This window comes from Mesorhizobium sp. M7A.F.Ca.ET.027.03.2.1 (assembly GCF_003999175.1).
GTDB lineage: Bacteria > Pseudomonadota > Alphaproteobacteria > Rhizobiales > Rhizobiaceae > Mesorhizobium.
Map to the genome: position 1 here is coordinate 1 of NZ_RZOM01001000.1, position 2,290 is coordinate 2,290.

2 protein-coding genes and 1 pseudogene are annotated in these 2,290 nt (G+C 62.9%); 2 read left to right on the forward strand and 1 reads right to left on the reverse strand.

Going from position 1 to position 2,290, the window contains the following annotated elements:
* Positions 1–242: pseudogene (locus EN750_RS30235) on the reverse strand (branched-chain amino acid ABC transporter permease); the annotation flags it as partial.
* 193 nt (positions 243–435) lie between these two features.
* On the opposite strand from EN750_RS30235, the gene EN750_RS30240 reads away from it, so the two are divergent.
* A complete protein-coding gene (locus EN750_RS30240; protein ID WP_127398927.1) occupies positions 436–1,566 on the forward strand; it encodes a branched-chain amino acid ABC transporter substrate-binding protein in 1,131 nt (376 codons plus the stop codon).
* A gap of 92 nt (positions 1,567–1,658) precedes the next feature.
* The coding region (locus tag EN750_RS30245) for an ATP-binding cassette domain-containing protein (protein WP_127398928.1) at positions 1,659–2,290 on the forward strand (632 nt) is incomplete at its 3' end.

The window sequence follows — 2,290 nt, forward strand, 5'->3', positions numbered from 1 at the left end:
ACGGCGAGCACGGCGACCGGAACCGCAAGCACCAGCCAGGCGGGGCCCGAGGCGCCAAGAGCGGTCGCCAACGCCTGGGCAAGCGCCAGCGTGATGAACGGCGCCGTCATCGCGACATCGCCGTGCGAGAAATGAATGACGTTCAAGACACCGAAGATCAGGCTGAATCCGATCGCCAGCAAGGCATAGATGCAGCCAAGGGTTATCCAGTTCACCAGTTGCTGGACAAGCAGTTCCGCCATGCGGTCCGTCTCTCGATTGAAGCCGACAGGTATCAACCGCCATCCCGGGCGGACAGAACGAATCTCCGAACTCACGAGTCACAATTTCCGAATTTCGTCACTGAATACGCGCCCGTACACTGATGATCAGCCGACGATCACGATCGGCCGGGTCGCTACGACGGCGGCAGATAATTCTGTTTGAGGTGGAACCATGCAAAACAGGCGCAGTGCGCTTATCCGCGTATCGTCAATTCTGGCCGGCTCTCTGTTTGCCATCGCCCTGGGCGCCGCCCAGGCGCAGGCCGACCAGATCAAGCTCGGCTTCATCGGGCCGCTCTCCGGCGGCAACGCCCAGCAGGGCCTCGGCGCCCGCAACGGCTTCCTGCTCGCCATCGAGCAGGCCAATGCCAGCGGCTATCCGCACCAGGTGGGAGGCGTCGTGCTCGATGACGCCTCCGATCCGGCCGTCGGCGTTTCGGCGGCGCAGAAGCTGGTCAACGATCCCGCGGTGGTCGCGGCAACGGGGCATTGGAACAGCTCGGTCGCGTTGGCGACGATCCCGGTCTTCAACCGCTCGCAGATGCCATTCATCGTCTGGGGCGCGGTCAGCCCGAAGATCACCGAACAGAACTTCCCGAACGTGACCCGCGTCACGCCGACGCTGGTCAACGAGAACAAGCCGCTGGCCGAAGCCATCGCCAAGCAAGGCAAGATCAAGAAGATCGCCATCATCTCCGACACCACCGACTACGGTGCGGCCAACACCAAATGGTTCGGCGATTTCTTCAAGGCGGCCGGCGGCGAGGTCGTTTCTTCGGATGCCGCGGCTGTCGGCACGACCGATTTCCGCGCCATGCTGACTACCGCGAAGGCAGCGTCGCCCGACGCGGTCTATTTCGGCGGCGTCGTCACCGAAGCAGCGCTGGTGCGCAGCCAGATGGCCGACCTCGGCATGGGCAATCTGCCGATGTACGGAATTTCAGGCATCTACGATCCTAAATTCATCGAGATCGCGGGAGCTGCCGCCGAGGGCACCATCGCCGGAACTCCGGCCGTCCAGTCGAACCCCAAGCTCGAGGAGTTCAACAAGGCCTATGAAACCAAGGCTTATCCCGATCCCGCCGGCTCCTATGCGAAATATGCCTACGAGGCGACGCAGATCCTGCTTCAGGTCATCAAGGAAAAAGGCCTCGACGACAAGGAGGCGCTGAGCAAGGCCATTCGTGACATCCACCACGACGGCATTCTGGGAGACGTCTCGTTCGATGCCAACGGACAGACCAACATGGCCATCGACATCGACATGTTCGTCGTCCGCAGCGGCAAATGGGAGAAGATGTAACCACCTGATCGACGCCGCGCCCGTTCTCAGTGGCGCGGCGTCGATCACCTTCATCGCCGAGCTCGCAAAAGTCCTGACCGGAGCGCCTGACCATGAATGACGAGGCCGGCCACGGCGCACCTCGAAAGGCCGTCGAAATCAAGGGCGTCTCCAAGGTGTTCGGCACCTATCAGGCGCTGAAGCCTGTTTCCTTCGACATCTACGACAACGAGTTCTTCACGCTGCTCGGCCCGAGCGGCTGCGGCAAGACCACCCTGCTGCGCATGATCGCCGGTTTCGAGCAGCCGACGGCGGGGCAGATTTTCCTGCACGGCTCGGACATACAGGGACTCCCCCCGCATAAGCGGCGGGTCAACACCGTCTTCCAGAGCTACGCCCTGTTTCCGCATATGAGCGTCGAACAGAACATCGGCTTCGGGCTCGAAAACCTCGGCTGGTCAAAGGGCCGCCGCGATGCGCGCGTCGCCGATATGCTTCGTCTCGTCCATATGGAGGCCTTTGCCGGGCGCAAGCCGCAGCAATTGTCGGGCGGCCAGCGCCAGCGCGTCGCGCTCGCCCGCGCCCTGGCGCCGGAACCGGAAGTGCTGCTGCTCGACGAACCGCTCTCGGCACTCGACCTGAAGCTGCGCCAGGCCATGCGCGACGAGCTGCGCATCCTGCAGCGCAAGACCGGCATCACCTTCGTCTTCGTCGCCCACGACCAGGAAGAAGCGCTCGACATGTC